The sequence below is a fragment of the Shewanella sp. MM_2022_3 genome (assembly GCF_022557375.1).
Taxonomy (GTDB): Bacteria; Pseudomonadota; Gammaproteobacteria; order Enterobacterales; family Shewanellaceae; genus Shewanella; species Shewanella xiamenensis.
In genome coordinates, this window is sequence record NZ_JAKZGV010000011.1 from 26689 (window position 1) to 46789 (window position 20101).

At 47.8% G+C, this 20101-nt stretch carries 14 protein-coding genes; 6 read left to right on the forward strand and 8 right to left on the reverse strand.

Annotated features, from left to right (window positions below):
* Positions 1-97 precede the first annotated feature (97 nt).
* Positions 98-3808 carry a response regulator gene (locus MMG82_RS08695; RefSeq protein ID WP_037414057.1) on the forward strand — a complete coding sequence of 1237 codons (3711 nt, stop codon included), beginning with the start codon at positions 98-100 and terminating at the stop codon, positions 3806-3808.
* An 80-nt stretch (positions 3809-3888) separates the two neighbouring features.
* Positions 3889-6291 (forward strand): zinc-dependent metalloprotease, encoded by a 2403-nt coding sequence (locus tag MMG82_RS08700; protein WP_173944722.1) that lies wholly within the window; start codon positions 3889-3891, stop codon positions 6289-6291.
* Positions 6292-6336: 45 nt separating this feature from the next.
* Here the strand turns inward: MMG82_RS08700 and MMG82_RS08705 are convergent, their stop codons facing one another.
* Entirely contained in the window at positions 6337-8145 is a 1809-nt protein-coding gene (locus tag MMG82_RS08705) for a protein kinase (RefSeq protein WP_172589831.1), read from the reverse strand.
* 241 nt (positions 8146-8386) lie between these two features.
* Here MMG82_RS08705 and MMG82_RS08710 point away from each other — a divergent pair, with 241 nt between their 5' ends.
* Both MMG82_RS08710 and MMG82_RS08715 read left to right on the forward strand, forming a co-directional pair.
* A complete protein-coding gene (locus MMG82_RS08710) occupies positions 8387-8725 on the forward strand; it encodes a hypothetical protein (RefSeq protein ID WP_037414054.1) in 339 nt (112 codons plus the stop codon).
* Positions 8726-8832: 107 nt separating this feature from the next.
* Positions 8833-9489 (forward strand): thiopurine S-methyltransferase, encoded by a 657-nt coding sequence (locus tag MMG82_RS08715; RefSeq protein ID WP_037414052.1) that lies wholly within the window; start codon positions 8833-8835, stop codon positions 9487-9489.
* 194 nt (positions 9490-9683) lie between these two features.
* Here the strand turns inward: MMG82_RS08715 and MMG82_RS08720 are convergent, their stop codons facing one another.
* Positions 9684-9875 (reverse strand): bacterioferritin-associated ferredoxin, encoded by a 192-nt coding sequence (locus MMG82_RS08720; protein WP_037414050.1) that lies wholly within the window; start codon positions 9873-9875, stop codon positions 9684-9686.
* Positions 9876-10118: 243 nt separating this feature from the next.
* Between MMG82_RS08720 and MMG82_RS08725 the strand changes: the two genes are divergently transcribed.
* Entirely contained in the window at positions 10119-11693 is a 1575-nt protein-coding gene (locus MMG82_RS08725) for a PAS domain-containing methyl-accepting chemotaxis protein (RefSeq protein ID WP_037414119.1), read from the forward strand.
* 84 nt (positions 11694-11777) lie between these two features.
* Here the strand turns inward: MMG82_RS08725 and MMG82_RS08730 are convergent, their stop codons facing one another.
* A complete protein-coding gene (locus MMG82_RS08730; protein WP_241406757.1) occupies positions 11778-12710 on the reverse strand; it encodes a D-2-hydroxyacid dehydrogenase in 933 nt (310 codons plus the stop codon).
* An 87-nt stretch (positions 12711-12797) separates the two neighbouring features.
* On the opposite strand from MMG82_RS08730, the gene MMG82_RS08735 reads away from it, so the two are divergent.
* On the forward strand, positions 12798-13133 hold the full coding sequence (locus MMG82_RS08735) for a DUF3392 domain-containing protein (RefSeq protein WP_037414115.1): 336 nt from the start codon (positions 12798-12800) through the stop codon (positions 13131-13133).
* A 23-nt stretch (positions 13134-13156) separates the two neighbouring features.
* On the opposite strand, the gene MMG82_RS08740 is transcribed toward MMG82_RS08735, so the two are convergent.
* The 5 genes from MMG82_RS08740 to rsgA form a co-directional block, all read right to left on the reverse strand.
* Positions 13157-13879 (reverse strand): glycerophosphodiester phosphodiesterase, encoded by a 723-nt coding sequence (locus MMG82_RS08740; RefSeq protein WP_240292548.1) that lies wholly within the window; start codon positions 13877-13879, stop codon positions 13157-13159.
* Between the two features lie 13 nt (positions 13880-13892).
* Complete coding sequence (locus tag MMG82_RS08745; RefSeq protein ID WP_047540141.1) at positions 13893-17096, reverse strand: mechanosensitive ion channel domain-containing protein; 3204 nt, start codon at positions 17094-17096, stop codon at positions 13893-13895.
* A 68-nt stretch (positions 17097-17164) separates the two neighbouring features.
* Positions 17165-18049, reverse strand: a complete 885-nt coding sequence (locus MMG82_RS08750) for a DMT family transporter (protein ID WP_088586178.1) — start codon at positions 18047-18049, stop codon at positions 17165-17167.
* Positions 18050-18063: 14 nt separating this feature from the next.
* On the reverse strand, positions 18064-18942 hold the full coding sequence (gene asd / locus MMG82_RS08755; RefSeq protein WP_241406758.1) for an archaetidylserine decarboxylase: 879 nt from the start codon (positions 18940-18942) through the stop codon (positions 18064-18066).
* A gap of 88 nt (positions 18943-19030) precedes the next feature.
* Positions 19031-20095: a small ribosomal subunit biogenesis GTPase RsgA gene (gene rsgA / locus MMG82_RS08760; protein WP_241406759.1), complete on the reverse strand. Its 1065-nt coding sequence runs from the start codon at positions 20093-20095 to the stop codon at positions 19031-19033.
* Between the last annotated feature and the right edge of the window lie 6 nt (positions 20096-20101).

Consider the following 20101-nt stretch of genomic DNA (forward strand, 5'->3'; position numbering starts at 1 on the left):
ACTCGGGGTTTCTTCCTGCTAATATAAGGACCCATAAATGAACTCCGTAACTTTTGCCACCGATGGCTAAATCAAGTGCTGTAATCAAGGGTAGTGGATGAAATCGAGTGAGCCGGATCTCCAGCTAAAATCGCCGATCCAAAAGAATTATAACCGTGCCGTTTTTTATACTTATATCGGTGTAATTGTCCTGTCGTTGCTGACGGCGTGGATGTTTTTCGATCGCCAGAAAAGCCAGCAGATGGATCAGCGAGAAGAGCAGGTTGAACGCCATGTATTGCAAATTGACTTACTACTGGAGTCGAGCATTCGTGCGGTAAAGAGCTTGCGGGATGTGGCTGTGGATCACCTACGTTTAGGTGAGTTAGTGCGTAAGGATCGCTTACCGCAGTACGGCAAATTTAACGAAAGTGGTCAGTATTTTACCTTAGAGCCTAATTACGCCAAAGGTGGCAAGCCATTCACTAATATGGGGCGGATCACGGGCGCGGGTTCCCTCGATGGTCGCAGTGATAAGTTCTACCAAGAGCTGGAAATGCTGTTCGAGTTATCGCTGTCTTTCCCTGTGGCCAAAGAAGCCGCACCCAAAGCCTCGGCAATTTATTATCTATCGCGCCAGCGGATGATGTCCTACTTCCCTTGGACCAATGATGATCAACGTTTTAGAGACGAGTTGCTCAATAAAAAACAATTCCAATACGCGACGCCAGCGATGAACCCGCAACGCAGCGTGTTTTGGAGTGAGGCCTACGTCGACTCCACAGGTAAAGGCTTATTGACCACCTTAGGTGTGCCCGTTTACCTCGACGATGAGTTTATGGGCTCGATAAACCTCGATATGACCTTAGCCTCATTGGCGCGGCAAATTCGGGTGTACTTCAAAATGCCGGGGACGGTGATCCTGCTCGATCAGCAGAATAATATTTTATCCCACAGTGATTTTGATGGCTCTGATATCAATCGGGTGTATCACATCAGCCAGCGCATTCCTTCTGAGCTGCATTCGTTGCCTGAGTCTGAATTATTCGACGCCCACGAAGGCATTATTCGTAACGGTTACTATATCCACTCGGTTGCGCTGCATAATGCGCCTTGGCGCTTGTTATATCTGCAAAATGAAGACGACCTGTTTCAAGATTCGGTCGAAAAACTGCAACTGACCTTTATCCTTGTGGTCATCGCTCTGTCGGTGCTGGTGACCATAGTACACTGGCAAACGCGCCGCTCTTTTGTGAGCCCTGCATCGCGGCTGTTATCCCACTTAGAGGGCTGCTCCCAAGAACCGCGTAAACCGCCGGAAAAAATCACCCCTGGTTGGGAGCCTTGGTTCCTATTGGTCAGCCGCATTTTTGAGGAAAACAAGCAATACACTCACCATCTGGCCGAGCAAAATAAACGACTCGATAAACTGGTCGCGCGTCGTACTGAGCGGTTAAAAGATGCTACCGAGCGCCGCGAACGTGAATATGCGTTATTGCGGTCCTTACTCGACTCCATACCAGAAGCCATTGTCTTTAAAGATAAAGAGGGCAATTACCTCGGCTGTAACAAGGCCGCCGAGCGGATGTTGGGTTACACCGAAAGCGAGATGATCGGTCTGTCGTCGGAGGATTTAACCTCGCCAGAGATGGGCATTCGTATTCGTGCCGAGGATGAGCAGATCCTAAAAGATCGCACGCCGCTGCGTTATCAAGAGAAGGTCGAGTTAGCGGGTAAACCTGTGTTGCTCGACACCCTGAAACTGCCTTTCTATAACCGTCGTGGTGAGCTGCAAGGCTTAATTGCCGTGTGGCGCGATGTGACGCGTGAGTACGAGTCCGCCGAACAGTTACGTCTGTCGGAAGAGCGTTACCACTTAGCGATGGATGCGGTAGAGGACGGTCTATGGGACTGGTATTTGGATTCGGAGCATATTATTTGCAACCCATCCTATTATTCGATGCTGGGGTATAAACCCAATGAATTCCCTGCGTTATTGTCGGCGATTGATCAACTGACGCATCCCGACGATAGAATTCGCGTCGAAGAATATCGTAATCAGTATCTGCAAAACCCGGTCGATGCTTATGAAATCGAGTTTCGGATTTTAGGTAAAAATGGCAGTTATCACTGGGTGCTTTCCCGTGGACGGGTAGTGGAATTTACCGCCGATGGTCAGCCTAAGCGTATGGTCGGTACCCATAAGGACATCACGCGCCATAAGAGTAACGAAGTGGCGCTGTTGGAGGCGAAGCAGGACGCGGAATTGGCCAACCTGTACAAGAGTGAATTTTTGGCGAATATGAGCCATGAAATCCGCACGCCAATGAACGCTATTATCGGTATGTTGCAGTTGGCGCAGCGCACCTCGCTGACGGCGCAGCAGAAGGATTACCTCGAAAAAGCCGGTTTCTCGGCGCAGTCATTATTGCGAATTATTAACGATATTCTCGACTTCTCTAAGATTGAGGCGGGTAAGTTAGAGTTGGAGCGGGTGCCGTTTCCATTGGATAAAGTGCTCGATCATGCCCTCGATCTCAACGCGCTTAAGGCGCAGGAACAAGGCGTCGAATTATTGCTGTATGCGCCAGTGACGGCTGGACTCATTCTTAAGGGCGATCCACTGCGTCTAGGCCAAGTGTTGATCAATCTGTTGTCGAACGCGGTGAAGTTTACCCAATCCGGCGAGATTGAATTGGGATGTGAAGATGTCGGCGAGCGCGATCACCGGATTACCTTAAAATTCTGGGTGCGTGATACCGGTATTGGGATCAGTAAAGATCAGCAGGAAAAGTTATTCGATGCCTTTGCCCAAGCCGATGGTTCGACGACCCGTAAATACGGCGGCACAGGCTTAGGTTTATCGATCAGTAAGCATTTGGTCTCCATGATGGGTGGCAAGATGCAAGTACAGAGTGAGTTAGGCGTTGGCAGTACCTTTAGCTTTACCATCAGCTTTGAGATTGCCGAAGAGGCCAAGGTTGAGCCCTTAGTTGTGCCTGAAAAACTCAATAATTTACGCACACTTGTGGTGGATGATAACCCAACGGCGCTGCAAATTTACTCAGCGTTGATGCGCGATTTCCACTTCGAGGTGGATACGGCCGCGAGCGGTGCCGAGGCGCTGTATAAGTTGTCGCGAGATCCTATCGATTTATTGTTGCTCGATTGGATGATGCCAGAAATGGATGGCAGTGATGTGATTAGCGCCATCGATACCATGGTGGCCGAAGGTCGGATTGCGAAACGGCCAATCATTATTATGATGACGGCCTATGCGGCTGAACCTTTGCAACTTGAAGTCGATAGTGCCAATGTGTTTGCTGTGTTGCAAAAGCCCTTTAAGGCCTCGAGCCTGTTCGATGAGATTATTGCCGCCTTTGCCGACGAGCCAAGGCTCAATGTCGCACAGCCTATTGCTGAAGTGGCTGTCGAAGAAGGTGAGCACACAGGTTTAGTGCTCTTGGTTGAAGATAACTTTATCAACCAACAGGTTGCGACAGAGCTGTTAAAGAGTGCGGGTTACGAAGTCGTCGTTGCAGGAAATGGCCAAATTGCGTTGGATATTATCGACTCGCGCCCCTTCGATGCGGTATTAATGGATATTCAAATGCCAGTAATGGATGGTTTAACGGCGGCGCGGGCACTGCGTGAACGTTACAGCGCTGATGCCTTACCGATTATCGCCATGACAGCCCATGCGATGTCTGGTGATCGGGAAAAGAGTCTCGCCGCAGGGATGAATGCCCATATTACTAAGCCTATCGTGCTATCCGAATTATTTGAAACTTTAACCCATTGGATTAAGCACAAACATAATCACCATTAATTGTTCGCCCGGGGCCAGTGATGGCCCCGCGTGGTTAGTTTCATAGCGTGACCACGTAGACAGCCAGTTCAGGAGGAAAGATGAAACCCCATAGCCTAGCCCTCGCCATCCTGCTCTTAGGTTTGCCAGCCCTTAGCGTTGCCGCTACTCTGCCGAGCACTAAAATTGTTAAGCAAAGCCAAGTAGCCAAGGGATTTCTCAATTTTTACTATGAACCGAGCGAAGGGGAGTTATACCTTGAGGTGAGTCGCCTCAATCAGCCCTTTCTCTTGGTGACTAGCTTACCTGAAGGGGTTGGTTCTAACGATATCGGCTTAGATCGTGGCCAGTTAGGTCAAACCCGCATGGTGCAGTTTGAGCGCCAAGGTCCCTACATCCAGCTTAAGCAACTGAACACCCAGTATCGCGCCAATACCCAAGATGCCGCCGAAAAACGAGCAGTAGATGAAGCCTTTGCCGATTCGGTATTGTGGCAGGGAAAATTGCTCGAAGGTAAGCCGGATATGGTGGCGATCAGTGAGCTAGTGCTTAATGATCTGCACGGTGTCTCACATGTGCTGCAACAGACGGGACAGGGCAATTATCGTCTCGACTTAACCCGCTCGGCGATTTTGCCCACGGGAGTCAAATCCTTTGAAAAAAATAGCGATGTAGATGTGCAATTGACCTTTAAGGGCGATGTTGCTGGCGAGCAAGTCGCTAAGGTCACGCCCGATGGCACCTTTATGTCAGTACGGATGCGTTATTCTTTTGCTGAATTGCCAGACGAAGGCTATCAAGTTCGCGCCTATCATCCGATGAGCGGCTATCTATCCGATGAGTACCGCGACTATGCGACGGATTTTTCTGAGCCTCTGGTGCAGCGGTTTATTTTGCGCCACCGCCTGCAAAAGGTGAACCTAGGCCCTGCGCCTAGTGAGGTGGTTAAACCTATCACCTATTACCTCGACCCAGGTGTGCCTGAGCCTATTCGCTCGGCACTGCTCGATGGCGCACGCTGGTGGGAAACGGCCTTCACCCAAGCGGGATTTATCAACGGTTTTAAGGTTGAACTGTTGCCGCCCGATGCCGATCCGCAGGATATCCGTTATAACATGATCCAGTGGGTCCACCGTGCGACGCGAGGCTGGTCCTATGGCGCAGCGCTCACTGATCCGCGTACTGGCGAAATCATCAAAGGCCAAGTGACCTTAGGTAGCTTGCGGGTGCGCCAAGATTACTTGATTGCCAAAGGGTTAACCGCAGGTTGGCGTGATAGAAGCGCCGCCGAGCAAGCGGCTAATGACTTAGCCTTAGCGCGTATTCGGCAACTCGCCGCCCATGAGGTCGGCCATACCTTAGGCTTAGATCATAACTTTGCCGCCTCGACTAATCAGGATGCCTCTGTGATGGATTATCCCCATCCTAAGATCATGCTGAAAGGCAATGATATTGATATTTCAGCACCTTATAGCGTTGGTGTCGGGCCGTGGGATAACTTTGCCATCGCCTACGGTTATAGCGATGAAGGCGATGTGACTGCCCAGTTGGCGCTGCAAAATCAGTTGCTGGCCGAAGTGGCCCGTAAAGGGCTGCGCTATATTGGCGAAGCCGATTCGCGCCAGAAGGATGCCAGCCAAGCCTATGCTAGCCTGTGGGACAGTGGTGATGATCCAATCGCTCAACTATTGGAGCTAAATCGCATTCGTGCCAAGGCGATTGAAGGCTTCAGTCGAGCGGCCTTATTGCCTGGCGAGCCGCTTGGTGAATTGGTCGATGCTTTTGTACCTATCTATCTACTCAATCGTTACCAAATCGAGGCTGTCGCAAAATTTATTGGCGGCACCGACTATCACTATTTGTCTATCGGTGAGGGCGGTCGCTGGAGCTATATTGCACCGCCATTACAATTGTCGGGTCTCGATGCGTTGTTAAGCACCTTAGATGCAGCAAGTCTAACTGTCCCACAAACATTGTTAGACACTTTAGTCCCTAAAGCGGGCAATTATCAGCCAACGCGGGAGTCGTTTGAATCGGGGCTTGGGGTGGCGAGCGATCCCCTTGGCATGGCAGAAGTGTCTGCTCGCCACACTGTAAGCTTACTGCTCATGCCAAAACGCTTAAATCGTGTGAGCCAAGCGGCGATGGCCGATAATGAGCAACTCTCGGTTGAGACCCTACTGAATAAGTTGTTTGCCGCGACGTTATATCAGGAAGATAAGCTTGGCTTAGTTGAAGGTGTGTGGATGCGCGTTAATGCGGTGGTGATCGATGAATTCTTGTCGACCTACCACGATCCGCAAACTGCGCCAGAGGTTAAGGCTGCGCTCTTTGAACGTGCTCAATTTGTGATAAAGCAGCTCAAAGCCAAAGCTAACCGAGCCAATGCTAAAGTGGCTGCCCACTATAACGGTTTGGAGCAGGGCCTTAGTGCGGGGCTCTTGGATGCTAATAAAAAACTTATCCCTAAGCCCTTAACTTTACCGCCAGGCTCACCTATCTAGTCTTGCTTGGGCTATCAGCATAATAGGCGCTAACGAAGAGAATCGTTAAGCGCCTATTTCTTTTGGATTTTTAGGATAAAAATACTCGGGCTTACGTTCAATATGGGTAAAGCGACGGGTATTTTTATAGGGCAGTTTCATAAAGCCGGAAACGCCATGACCTTGAATTTTACCGACATAATGCAAAATGCGGTCGAGGCTGGCGCGAAACGCCGCCTGTTTACGCGGGTTGAGCAACTTTAAGTAACTGTGGATCTTTAAGTGGTTCGGTAGGGCTTCAAAAATAATGCAACCCGTATGGTGGATTTGGTTGATCCTCGCCAATTCCTCCATAATTTCGTTCGGTAGTTCAAGGTTTTCATCCGGATCCTTACCATCTTCAAAGTAAGAATGCAGCCGCGATTTATCCTCGAGGGTTGGCACATCGCCCACTTCAAAGGGCAGTTGTAAATCGGCACTGGCGACAAAAGGTTCGTGAATGTTTTCACGCTCGATATGCAGCGTATCCCTGGCGTTAAAAAAGCAGGCCTTAAAGACGCCGATCCGTTTAATTCCCCGTGCGAGGGTCACCATATTATTAACGGCGATGATGAGCGCGCTTTTTTGTTTGGCATCGTAAATGGCAAGATTAGAATCAATAAACACGCCGGTTTCTTGCCAATGAATCGCTAGTCCGCCCACGATCGGATATTGGCCTAGACGACCCACGGCGGCGATAAAGCCTTTTTCGGTGTCGCCCATGCCAGCTAAGAAGTTGCGATAGTATTTTTCGAGTTGAATATCGTCCATCTTGGCGATGGGATCGTAAGCATTATGTTCTTTTAAGAATGATTTACGCGAACTGTAACTGACGGTTTCGACATCTTTTTCACGGGATTGGACCCAGACGGGGATGTCCCCCATCAGCTCAGCTTTTGGCAATTCAGGTAAGTGCAATCTATGGCTGTGGCGCATGCTTTTGAGAAAATAATCTCCCGCTAGATTGCGCTGCACGGCATCACTACTGAGCATGCCTTCCAAGGTGCGCGCTAATTCCATCGGTAAGCCAATGCTGGTGGGCGGGATAACCTGCGCACCGAACCGACTGGCTTGTCCAGAGGCTAAGGCATATAAAGTTGCTGCGACGCCTTGCTCGTCAAAGCGTGGGCTGGAGAGTGCGCCGTTTAGCTGTTCTTCTCCAATAAAATACACATCTCCCATGCGAGCATTGGTGTGTTGCTGATCGCTCGACATCAGTGTCATCACATTGTCTTCGACGGCCTTGTTATATTCATCCCGTTGTGCAAATACGGCTGAGCCCCAGTCGATTAAGGATAAGTGTTGGCTTTCAATATCATAAACAAGATTAGAGGGTTTAATATCGCCATGTACTAAGGGTTTGCCAGTGCGCAGATAGTAGAGAATATCGGCGAGTTGGCGGGCGATACTCATTACCATTGCGGGAGGCAGAGCGCCTAAGCGGCGGCAAAGTTGCTCCAAATCTTCACCTTTAGCCCGCTCCATCACTAAAATCCCTTGTTTGCCGACCCGTTCAAATTTGATCGCCCCCGGAATGTTGGGGTGTTTGAGCAAGGACAGCATAAAGGCTTCTTCCTCTAAGCGGTCTTGAATATGCTGCGGCAGATTAATTCTTGAGAATTTAAATACATGGGCTTCGTCGGCCTGATTAATTCCCGCAAACACAAAGCCATAAGCCCCCTTACCGATAAACTCAATGTCTCGATAACCCAACTTACTTAACTGTTGTTTACATAAACGGATCCATGCCTTGTGCTTGCGGGCATCGTTAGCCTTGAGCAAATAAATCGATTGCTCTTCGGAAATGTAAAAATGTTGTAGTTGGGGTGTTTGCAATGCGAGGCTCCTTGTTTGGGTTATTTAAACAGCAAGCGGGTATGTTAAGCAAATAGGAGCGGTGATTTATTTTAAGAGGATAAAATGCGCACTGTTTGCGGCTCACCTATCCCATCATTTCGTCGCTGACTTTGATTTATATCAAGTTAAATCGTATAGAGTCTAGGTAATCTTAAGCACATTGGATTGGGATATATTTTTGTTAAATTTCCCGTGGACAAAGTGGATTTAAGGAGGGCATATGCCCGCCCCAGATAAGGCTTTATTGATCGAGTTATTAGAGTTTCCGCGTAAGCGAATTTTACAGTCAATGGAAGTGACTCATTGTCCACATGCGGTATTTTTTAATGATAGCGATGAGCAGTGTCTAACATGCCACCAAGGTATGGAGTGTATCTGGATGAACCAGAATGATGAGCTGGTGGCCGTCGAACAAAAATCCATCTCCGAGCTTAAGCAGCAATTGCTTATTGCCGTCGACTTTATTGATTCTTCACTCAGCCCACACCATCTTTCCCGTCGCCAATGCCAATGTGATAACTGTGCTTGGTTACGCCGGGTGCAAGAAGCATTGTCTTAATCATTAACTATTTCCATCGCTATGATTAACTTGCCGTATTTGAGATTTTGCATCCACTCGTAAATGCCATTAGAGTAAGGATAACTTTAGCCTTTTGAGATATACCTATGGAACCTGGTTTTTGGCACGAGAAGTGGCAGCAACAACAGATTGGTTTTCATCAACAAGACGTTAATCCTTTCCTCGTCACGTATTGGCATCAATTGGCGCTTCCCGCCGATGCCAAGGTTTTTGTTCCCCTGTGTGGTAAGTCTTTGGATATGTGTTTTTTAGCCGAGCAGGGGCATCAAGTGATTGGTTGTGAGTTGAATGAACTCGCTGTGCAACAGTTTTTTAGCGATAACCAATTGCCAATGCAGCAAAGTGCAGAAGGCGAACATCAGCATTACCAAACCGAACAGATAAGTTTGTATCAAGGCGATATCTTCACCTTACCTCAGTCTATTACGGCGCAAGTGAGTGGTTTTTATGATCGCGCGGCCTTGATTGCCTGGCCTGAGAGTATGCGGGCGCAATATGCCAAGCAATTAGCGCAGTTATTGCCTTCGGGCAGTGTTGGTTTATTGGTGACCTTAGACTACCCGCAGGACGCTTTAAGTGGGCCACCTTTTGCGGTGTCGCCAACTTGGGTAGAAACACATTTAAGTGACGATTTTGAAATCCAGCTCTTGGATTGTCAGGACGTGCTTGCGGACAACCCGAGGTTTGTTAAGAAAGAAGTCCCTTGGTTGAATGAAGCTGCGTATTTATTAAAACGCCGATAAACAGAGTGCATCCCATTGAGCGACAAGCATTTGTGCTGTTGACTGAGTGGGATGTCCCATTAAGGGGATGTGCGGCAATATCTGTTTTTAAGCTTGATATTGTGCAATATCTCAAAACGATGTGGATGTTAGCGATTAGGAATATCAGTGAACACAAAAATGATGTTTTGCTTAAAGGGGTTGAAGATTCTAAGTTAAGCGACTTCGTAGTAATTAGGTTCGATTTCGAGTTGGTTTTGGATGATTTGTACGGCCATTCTTGCGCATTTGCCGCATTGATCGGCAACGCCTAAACGCTTTTTAACGTCAGCAAGACTTGTATCGCCTTGGCTTACTGCGTTTTTGATCTGAGTATCTGTGATGGCGTGACAAAGACAAACGTACATTTTTGGAACTCCAACATAAGTTGGGCTAATTCTAAATGAAAACGCTTATCAAATGCAATATTGTTGGTGGTCTTGTTTTCTCAATTTTCTATTTTGTTACCTTTAGCACATTTTTTGAGCTAATCTCAAAGAGCGTGAATCAAGGCTGAGTGTTTAGATCAAAATGGATGATTGAATTGGTATCAGGGAAGGATAGCTCATGGATGACTGAATAATAAATTCATAATAGATCCAAGGGTTATCATGAGAAAAAATTTGCCTGTAACACAACGTGAATATGACTATCCAGCGGATTGGATTTTACTGTCAACCACTGACACTCAGAGTCATATAACCTACGCCAATCAATCCTTTTGCACTGTAGCGGGATATACCCTCAATGAGATGTTGGGGCAACCCCACAATATGGTGCGTCACCCCGATATGCCCCCTCAAGCGTTTGAAGACCTCTGGAAAACTATCCGTAAAGGAGAACCTTGGAAAGGCATTGTTAAAAACCGCTGCGCCAATGGTGACCATTATTGGGTTGATGCTTATGTATCTCCCATTGTTATTAATGGTCAGGTGGCCGAGTTTCAGTCGGTACGTACTAAACCCAGCCGCGAACAGATCAACAGAGCAGAGGCGGCCTACGCCGAGTTAAATAAAAGCGGCCATGTTAACGCGTTAAAACGAATCTTGGATATGCCAACTAAGTTAGCGCTTTTAGTGTTTGCGGCTTTGTTGCCCATGCTGTATTTGGCGCTGCAAGTGGGAGTGGTGGGATTTATGGCGCTAGCCATCAGTGCCTTAGTGCTTTTTATTGGCGGTAATTTGATTTTAGGTCGGTATCGGGCTTTGGTCGCTAAGGCGAAGAAAATCTACGATAACCCTTTAATGGCATATATCTACACTGGACAATCCGATGATGTTGGCTCGATAGAACTTGCACTGCAAATGCAAAACTCAGAGTTAAAATCTGTGCTCGGTCGTGCCCGTGATTCCTGCGATAAGGTGACTCAAGAAGCCAAAGTATCAGCGGCAAAAGGCGAAGAAATTCAAAATACAAGCCAGTCACAGCTTTCTGAGATCGAGCAAGTAGCAACTGCAATGCAGCAAATGACAGCAACCCTTGGTGATATGTCTTCTAACTGTGCCGATGCGGCGAGCGCTTCGCAGATGGCATCAGAGCAAACAATCAACGGCGATAAAACTGTGCTGAGTACGATTCAATCTATTCAGGCCATGGCGCAACAGTTGCACGAAACCTCGAAAGTAATCAGTGAATTAGAAGGGCATAGTAAAGATATTGGTAGGGTGCTGGATGTCATTCAAAGCATTGCAGAGCAAACAAACCTATTGGCATTAAATGCCGCCATTGAAGCGGCGCGGGCAGGGGAGCAAGGACGTGGTTTTGCGGTTGTTGCCGATGAGGTGCGGGCGTTAGCGAAACGTACCCATGATGCAACAAAGGAAATCCACAGTATGATTAATCTGTTGCAGCAGGGGACAAATAAAGCTGTGCAAAGTATGCATGAAGGGGTTGAAGCTGCCTCCGAATGTATTACCACGGCAGATTTAGCCGGTGCGGCGCTGCGTACCATACGTGAGGCCATAGTGACCATTACCGATATGAATCACCATATTGCCAGTGCGGTGGAAGAGCAATCGAGTGTGGCGAATGAGATGAACCGAAGCGTGGTTAATGTGTCTCAGTTTACCCATTCCAGCCACCAACTTGGCTGTGAAATGGTTGACCTCAATGATGAAGTGATCAGCGAAATGGATTCCCATACCGTGTTGGTTGGGCAGTTTTTAAAACGCAGTTTTAAAGTTTAGTATCGTCGCTATCCAAAATTTTGAATCAAAAGGCAATCAATCTTTGATTGCCTTTTCTTTTCTGCCGTAGGGATTGAGCCTCGATTAATAGCCCTGAGTAAAATTGACCTGATTTTGTAGCGGCTCGGCGGCGATATAGCGGCGATAGTTGTCGCTAAAAATACGAACGATTTGCTCAGGTTGACTCGGCGCTGAGATATGGGGCGTGATAATGACGTTTGGCCTCTCCCAAATCGGATGCGTTGCAGGGAGTGGCTCCTGTATGAACACATCGAGAATGGCATGCTGCGCAGGTTGGGCAATCAGCTGGGCATTGAGGGCATCGAGATCGAGTACATCACCGCGGCCAACATTTACCAAAATCGCATCGGCTTTGAGCTTAGCGAGCATTGACTCATTCAGAAGCTGGCGCGTTTCTGGTGTACTTGGCAGTAAGTTAGTGACCACATCGTTGTGGCTTAAGCATTGTGCGAGCTGTGAGAGCGGCAAAATTACATCAAAGCCCTCGACCTCACGGCCGCTGCGGTTTATCCCAGTAACATGAATGCCGAACTGTTTAGCCGTCTTGGCCACGTGCTGGGCGATGGAACCTGTGCCTAAGAGTAATAATCGCATCCCTTGTAAACTGGTGCGCGTAGCACTTTGTACTTGCCAAATTTTTTGCCGCTGTTGCGCTTGGTAGAAATGGTGTCCTCGCACGTGGGCGAGCAGATAACCGAATAGATATTCGCTCATTAAGGGGCCAAAAATCCCTTTGATGTTGGTAAGTTGATAATCCTTTCTCGCCCTTGGGCCCATCAGGGCATCAATGCCCGCAAAACTGGATTGCAGCCATTGCAACTGCTTTGCATGCGGCAGTAGTGGCGCGGCAAGTTTGGGTTCGGCAAGCCAGATATCGGCCTGTGTAATATTGGTGGGATTATCATCAAGCAACTCAAGGTCGGGCAACTGCTGCGCCTCAATGAGCTGGCGATATTGTTCATTCGCCTTAGTGAGTAAGAGTAACTTGTGCCCCATGTCGTCTCCCTTTATGCTTGGTTGTCTTTATTTTTCAATATGCTGCTGTCTTGTTTTATTTTTGCAGCGCTATTTAGGTTGAGTCTTATGTTTGATCAGTTAGTCGCCATTATTGGCCATTTAGGAAATATGTTGCGTCCTTGGTCCTTCGATATCGCCACGGCCATGGTGGTGTGTTTGATTTTAGTGTTTTCAGCCGATATGAATCGCATCATCAGACGGCATTTAGTTGGTCACTCTTTTATCCTGCGAACCTTGGTTTTTATCATTGTGAATGCCTTTGGTTATGGCCTATTGATCGTTAAAGCCACGCCTTGGGTGGCAAGGCAAATCGTTGCCATGCCATCCCATTGGATGTTTTTGCTGATCGTCGCCATGTTTATTTTTATCGGCTATTGGGCACAGCGAAATAGCCAAGCTTAAGGCGTTAAGTCCGTGAAATGCGGTTATTCGAAATAACCGCGATAGTCTGTATTGGTCGGGTGTGCTAGCGCCTGCATCGCACGGTCGGGGTAATTGCTGAAGATGCCATCGACACCAAGCTGCTTAAGTGCATGAATATCATCGCGGTGATCGACGGTGTAAACATACACCTTAGCGCCTCTTTGGTGGGCGTCATCCACTAGAGCTTGGCTGATAAAACTCACATCTAAATGCAAAGAATATGCGTTTAGCTCGCTTACGACCGCTGCGCCATCGAGGGGAATACTGGCGAGCAAGGGTGCCACTAATGCCTGTGGTAGAGCCTGTTTAACTTGCTGTAAATAAGGATGATTAAAGGAGGAAATCAGTAATTGCTCGGTACTGAACCCTAGCTCGGTGATGGCTTTTGGATAAAGTTCGAGGAGTGGCGTTACTGTATTTACGCCTTTAAGTTCAATGTTTACTGTGGCGCGACCTGCGACCAGTTCGAGCACTTGCCAAAGTGTGGGAATGGGTTCGCCTTTAACCGTGACTTGCTCTAGGTAGTCCCTACTTACTAAATGGATAATGCCTTGGCCTGAGCTTTTATTGTCGAGCCTGCGGTCATGAAATACGACTAACTCACCTTCGACATTGTGCACATCCAACTCAATGGCTTTGGCGCCTAATTCAATCGCTTTGGCCATGGCGGCTAAGGTATTTTCCGCCACATAACCGCTGGCACCACGGTGAGCAAAAATAAGCATGTGATTTTTCCTATTAACTGCGGATTATGCCGACCTGATCGCGAGTTTGGCCATTTTTAATATGGATTTCCATTTGCGGATAGGCGAGTTCCAAGTTGTTTTCTTTAAGCTTACGGGTAATGCGTTTATGCAGATCGTGGCGTAGTGGCCAGCGTGCCGACATATCTTTTGCATAGGCTCGTACTTCATAGTCTTGAGTATGTTTACCAAAGCCCGCAAACCACACTTCTGGCTCTGGATTCGGCAGCGCATCTTCGCATTCCTGAACAGCTTGATAAAGCGTTGCTTCCACTTTTGCTGGATCCGAATCGCGGGCAACCGACACATAAACAATGACACGGGTAATAGGGTCCGACAGCGACCAGTTAATCAATTGCTCGGTAATAAAAGCCTTGTTAGGAATGATAATTTCCTTTCTGTCCCAGTCGATAATGGTGGTGGCACGGATCTGGATTTTACTCACAGTCCCGGTGAGATCGCGGATTGTCACCGTATCGCCAATACGCACTGGCTTTTCGAACAGAATAATCAAACCCGAGATAAAGTTGGCAAAAATCTCCTGCAAACCAAAACCGAGACCCAGTGACAAGGCTGCAATCAACCATTGCAGTTTTGACCATTCCATCCCGAGATTTGAAAAGCCAATCAGCAGGCCTAAAAACACCACTAAATAACGACTTACTGTGGTGATAGCAAAGCCAGTGCCCGGTGTCAGGTCGAGACGCTGTAGGATCATCAGCTCAAGCAAACCGGGTAAATTGGTCGCAATCATCAGCGAGAAGCCAACGATGATTAAGCCGAATAACAGCGATTTCATGGTGATGGGGAGCTGCTGCTCGACACCATTGACGCTGGTATTGGTGGTCCAGAGGGTGATGCCATCCAAGAAGGAAAACAGCGCCGTATGGGTTTGCGTCCACAGGCCAATCAAGCTGGCTAAAAACGCCAGTAGCAATAAGGAACGCACCAATCCAAGGGACTGACTCGAAATGGTTTCGAGGTCGACTACGGGTTCTTCGTAGGTATCTAAGCCATCATTGGAGCTATGGTGTGTTTCGCCCTTTTCCCGTTGGGCTAAACGCTCAGCCCGTTTCGCTTTCGCGCGGTCGAAGGCAATGCGGCGGCGCTCAATCAACATCCAACGTTTAATTAATTGATAGAGCAGTAAAAAGCTTAATCCCAATATGATCGATAGCTGCAACTGCAACAGCATTTGGAATGCGGTGAAGTAGTAGCCCCTAAAGGCGAGCCCAGCGCTCAGTAGGGGAACAGCGATCAACAATGCCCAGAGCATTTTTTGGATCAGCCGTTTGTTCTTCCCCTCTTTTTGAGCAACGCTATTTTGCCGGCTTAATAGCAAAATATCCTTGTATAACAAGAATAACACCACACAAAAACAGATAAATGCGCCGCGGCCAATGCTGTTGCGGATAAGCGAGGCATCGAGTATTTCGGTAAAGCCCATAATGCCGAGCAAGGGACTGGCGACAAATACAAAGTGTTTGAGCCTGAGCTGGCCTGCCTGAATCAGTTTTGAGGGGCGTTTGAAGTGACCTACCAATACGCCTTTATCTAGAGCAAGAATAAAAATCAATCGATACAATAGGTAAACCAATCCTATTGCTAAAATTCCCATGCCGACCGCTTGCACAAAGTTACGGTCTGATTGATAGAAAATCCATCCTGCTGCCACTATGGGGAGCGGTTTGATTAAGGCATAACCTAGGCTAAGGACTAAGGATTTGAAGGTATAAATAAATTTATCCTGAGTCACATTACCCACATAGGTTGCATAGTTGCCGAGTAATCGATTGAATTTAGGTTTTATTAAATCTTGAACCACTAAACAGAGCACTAGCAGAATGATCCACCATGACCAATAGTCGTTTTGCTCCTGCCAAGCTTTGCTCAGTTGTCCCCATTGTGCCTGTTGGATTAGCCATAGGGCGCTACGTTGAATATCGGTGAGCCAGAGTTTGTTAATGCTCGCGGCATTAGGCACCCAAAATAGATGTTCGTTTAGGGTGTTTTTTAGCGTCAGGTGCTGTTGGCTAAGCTGCTGATAATTCACTTTAAGCTTGCCTAGTTCACTCAAATACTGGTCATAACTCTGCATTAGCTGAGTCAGCAATGCTTGCTGTGAGCGCAGCAACTTAATCTGCCCCTCATTATAGAGATTGGCTTGTTCGAGTTCTTGTTCGTTGAGTGCCTGCTGTTGCTCTAGGTGATACCTGTCGAGACGCGCATCGGCGATAAGAGTTTGTAGTTTTTCATGGTTTGGCGGTTTGGGCAGCGATTGCAACATCTGCAAAAAGCGTTCGCCAAAGGCGGAGTTCATTTTGACCCAAGTAATTTGCTCTTGGATATTAGCGAGTTGCTTGGCTTGGGATTGATATTGGAGCTCAGCCTGTTCTTGCTGCTCTACCACGTTATTGATTTGCAAGGTTAAGGTTTGCAGTTTTTGGCCGTAGATCTGATTGGTATCGGCGATATTGCGTGTAATCGGATCGATGACTTTAGTGGTATCAACTAAATTCTTGGCCAGCGTGGCATCGGTTTGTTGTTGGCGCTGCTTGTTGATCGCCTTATTGATAGTTTCAATAAAGGCTTCTTGCTGGCTCAATTGCTGGCGAACTAACTGTAACTGTAGCTGGGTAAGTTCGATACGCTTTTGGCTACTGGCAAGCTCGGCCTCATGTGTGGCTAGGCTCTGTTCGAAGAAAATCCGCTGTATTTGCTGTAATTCACCCGCTGGCGTATCGATAGGCGCCAATTCCGTTTTTTTATTTTGCAGCACATTTTGTCTTGCATTGGCAATGACGGAAGGCAGTAGATTATGCCGCTGTAGTAGTTCGTTGACTTGATTGCCGAGAGCCGCCTCGCTCTCTTTTAACTCAGATAGGCGTAAATAAGCCATCGAGGCTTGCTGGTTAAGATCTGTTCCTTTATCCAGCTTTAATGGCTTAGTGGCCTCTTTTAAGCCCTGATCGATGACCTTTTTATTTTTTTCAAAATCCAGCTGCGCCTGCTGAAAACTGCTCGCATTGGCCGCCAGTCTGTCAATGTTGTTTTTAAGCTCAACAATTTGATCGTCAATGCTAATATTTTGTTGCTGATTTTGGTTGTTTAGGCCAAGACGCTTGTCCAATTGCAAGGGCGAATTGGCATGGAGAGAAAAAGACAAAAAAGCAATAACGAACAATAAAATACGTGGCATATAGGCAAAAGCAATTAGAGGCGAAAGACGCACTCATCTTAGCCAACTTGGGCCAAGATTGGTATGTTTCAAATGTTCTTTTTTCGCCGTTGTGACTGGTGGGATTGATGGGTTTCAAAGATGGCGGTGGCGACTATGATGGTTCCGCCTATCAAAGTATTTACATTCAGTGCTTCACCTAAAATCAGCAAAGCCAACATGGCCCCATAAAAGGGTTGAAGGCAGGAGACTAGTCCTACTGTTTTAGCACTTAATTGGCGCAATGCCGAGGTGAACAGCGCATGGGGCGCGGCAGTAAACACGACCCCGAGCAGCACAATCAAACCCCAGGTCTCGAGGGAGATAGTCTGTAACTCAGTTTGATGCCAAGGCATAAGAAACACCGCCGCCACTAAGGTTTGATAAAACATGGCGTGGGGGCCACTATACTGGGAAAAATAGCGTTTTTGCAGTAGGTTACGGGCGGTAAATAACATTGCCGACAGAATACCGATTGCAATTCCTAGAGTCGTGTCGTTGCCAAGATTGGCTTCGGGGATCAGCAGTACAACACCTATCAGCACGAAAATGCCGCTGATAATATCCATCAGCTTGATTTTATTGCCCGTTAATAATGGCTCGGCAATCACCGTCATCACTGGATAGGTGAAGAAGGCGATCATGCCGATGGCGACCGATGAGAGTTGCATCGCGGCAAAGTAGGTGACCCAGTGTAAGCTGACTATCACTCCTAAGCCGATAGCAACCAGATAATCCTGTTTGCTGGCAAGGCTTAAGTATTTACCGCGGAATTTGATGAGCAATGCCAACACTAACGCCGCGACTACACATCTTAGGAAGGTAATATCGAGTGCGCTTAAGGGGATTAACTTTGAAAACAACGCTGTGCCGCCAAACATCAGCACAGCTAAGTGTAATTCGATTAATCCCGAAGGTTTACTGGTCTGGCTCAATTGGGTCGCCGTAGTTAGTCGGCTGACGCCTGATTTTTCAGATTAGCAAAGGCTTGACCCATACGAGTCACGGCTTCTGGCTCAACGCCTTCGGCGAAGGTGTCGATAGCCTCTTTTGCAAACAGCATGACGACGGTACTGCCAAGCTTGAAGCGACCCATTTCTTCGCCTTTCTCTAAGGTAATCGCGTCAGGGCCTACCGTTGGATATTCCCAAGTGAATACTTGCTTACCGGTTGGCGGCGTAATAGTGCCTGCCCAAACGGTTTCGATGCTCGCCACAATAGTTGCACCCACTAATACCATAGCCAGTGGGCCAAGCTCGGTTTCAAAAATCGCCACAACACGTTCGTTGCGAGCAAACAGGCCTGGTACATGGCGCGCCGTTAATGGGTTAACGGAAAACAACTCACCTGGCACATAGGTCATCTTCGACAGCGTGCCTTTAATCGGCATATGGATGCGGTGATAATCCTTAGGAGCCAGATAAATTGTCGCAAAATCACCACCTTCGAAGCGTTTGGCATCTTCGGCTTGGTCGCCAAGCAGAGTGAGCGAAGAATAGTGATGGCCCTTGGCTTGGAAAATACGCCCATCCTTGATGGGGCCAAGTTGGCTGACGGCGCCATCAACGGGGTGCACCATGATGTTGGCCGCAGTATTAATTGGGCGAATACCAGGCTTAAGTGCACGGGTAAAAAAGTCGTTGAAGCTTTTATAAGCCTCAGGTTCGCTCTGAGCCGCTTCGCTCATATCGATTTTATATTGCTTGATAAACCATTTAATCGCGGCAGTCGTTAATGCGCCAGCTTCGGAAGCGGCAAGTTTACCGACTAAGCGAGATAACAGGTGCTTTGGCAGCATGTACTGCAGCGCAATTTTAACTTTATCCAATTTGTGTTCCTTTCCTTTATGTTGCTCAACTTAGGTTGAGACTTGTTTTGCGTTAATTCTATTCGTTGTGATGGCTTTGTTGTACTCGTTATTCATCGCTTTGGGCGCGAAATTGCCGAGCGTGACGCTGCTCATCAAGGCTTGCGATAATACGATGATAGTTATTAAAGCGATCTTCACTAATCTTACCCGCTTCGACTGCGGCTTTTAAGGCGCAGCCTGGGTCATCGCCGTGCTTACAATCGCGGAATTTACAGCCACCTAAAAAGTCGCGAAATTCGATAAAGCACCAACCGACACGTTGGGCGGGTAAGTGCCAGAGGGCAAATTCGCGTACGCCGGGGGAGTCGATTAAATCACCACCACTCGGTAAATGTAGCAACTTAGCGGTGGTAGTGGTGTGTTGTCCAAGCCCTGAGTTATCGGAGACATCGCCTACCAGTAGCTCGGCTTCGGGCAGTAAGGCATTGACCAGAGAGGATTTACCCACACCAGACTGGCCAGCAAATACGCTCACTTTATCTTTCAGCAGGGCTTTAATGGTATCTAAGCCTTCGCCTAACTTACTGCTGACCTTATATACTGGATATCCAATGGCTTCGTAGCGCTTTAAGGCTGCATCGATGACGGGGGCTTCTTCCGGCGTTAACAGATCAATTTTGTTCAAAATGATGATCGGCGGAATATCTGTGTCTTCGGCTGCCACTAAATAGCGGTCAATAATCTGGGTGGTAAAGCTAGGTAATACGGAAGACACAATCAAAATTTGGTCGATATTCGAGGCGATAATTTTCACGCCATCGTATAAATCGGGGCGCGAGAGGGAAGAGCGTCTTGGATGCACTGCTTCCACAATGCCAGCTATACCACTATTTGCTTGGCTTTCAATAGCTAAGCGTACAATCACTTTATCGCCAGTCACTAAACTGCTAATGGTGCGGCGAATGTTGCAGCGCACAATCAGGCCATCTTCGGTTTCAATATCGGCATGTTGACCAAAGCGGGAGATCACGGTTCCGCTCTGTTCTGGGCCGAGTGAGCTATCCTGTAACTCAGGCGCATTTTTATCACCATTGTCACGATTGAGGCGTTTCTCGTGATTGGCGCGCATACGGCGTAATTGGCCTTGGCTTAGGGGTTTCTTTTTACTCACTGGTTT